Below are 1,194 nucleotides of genomic sequence, written 5' to 3' on the forward strand. Positions count from 1 at the left end.
AGAAACGAAAAATGGAATCTATCTTGAAATGGAATTTGGGATTAGAAATAAGGGAACTATTCTTATTCCAGCTCATCAGATTGAAAAAGCAGAAGATGGCTCTTATGAAATTTTTATCAGAAAGAATGACTTCTACTATTTTGTTAATCCTGAACACGCTGATAAGAATCGGTACATGAAGGGAGAAACAGTCGCTTCCCAGTTGTCGTATGATAATGGAGAAATGATTGTCCGAAAAAATCCTAAAATCTCCAGTTTGGATCAGCTTGTTCGTGAATATAATTATCTATCTGCTCATGGAGTGACAGAAGGACAGCAATTTGATGAATTGTTAAATCGTTTTGAAGAGGAACTGGAAGAAGTAGATAGCTTACTTGCTAAACTAGATCAACGCTTGGGTGAGCTTAATAAAATTCAGTCTGCATTTCTTGCATTGAAATCAAGCGATCCTCAGGAAGTGAAACTAGCTATTGCTATTATGAAAGACTTGAGAGTAGATCCTAGTACTCGAAAAACTGAGATTGATAAACTTATTAAAGAAGCGACCTTTGAGCGTCAGGCTTTGTATCAGAGAGTAGAAGCAATTACAAAAGATTATAAGTTACATCAAGATATTGAGAAAAATGTGGAGCAGCGTAAGGAAAGAGAAACATCATTGTAAAAAACATTTATAAATATAATTATAAACATATTGACAAATATAATTATAATGGTATAATAGAAATATAGAAAAAGGGATGGAGAAATAGAATGAAGATTATCACATTTGCCGCTATCAAAGGCGGTGTTGGAAAAACAACTTTGACATTTAATTATGGAGAATGGTTGGCTAGGAAAGGGCATAACGTTCTCTTTATAGATTTAGACCATCAATGTAATTTGACTCAGTGCTACAATATTTACGAAAGTCAGAATACGATTGCGAATGCCTTCAAAGGAGGCGACGTGGATATTAAGCAAGTTAAGGAAAATATCAGTCTAATCCCAGGTTCGGTTCAACTTGACTCGGTGGAACGAGATCTAGAGAACAGCGATAAGAAAAATATGCTACTTTATCTTTGGCTAGAGGACAACTACGAAAAAAAGAAGTTGGATCAGTTTGACTATATCTTGATTGATTGTAGGCCAGATTTTGCGACAGCTACTAAAAATGCTGTTGCAGTCAGTCACGCTATTATTAGTCCATTGACTCCT

General features: G+C 35.1%; 2 protein-coding genes. Both read left to right on the top strand.

What is annotated here, in order from left to right; translation table 11 throughout:
• Positions 1-661 (top strand): helical hairpin domain-containing protein (locus ADH54_RS03110; RefSeq protein WP_049524005.1); only part of this gene is annotated, 661 nt, incomplete at its 5' end.
• An 89-nt stretch (positions 662-750) separates the two neighbouring features.
• Positions 751-1,194 (top strand): ParA family protein (locus ADH54_RS03115; protein WP_049524006.1); only part of this gene is annotated, 444 nt, incomplete at its 3' end.

This window comes from Streptococcus pseudopneumoniae, assembly GCF_001072315.1.
Taxonomy (GTDB): Bacteria; Bacillota; Bacilli; order Lactobacillales; family Streptococcaceae; genus Streptococcus; species Streptococcus pseudopneumoniae_R.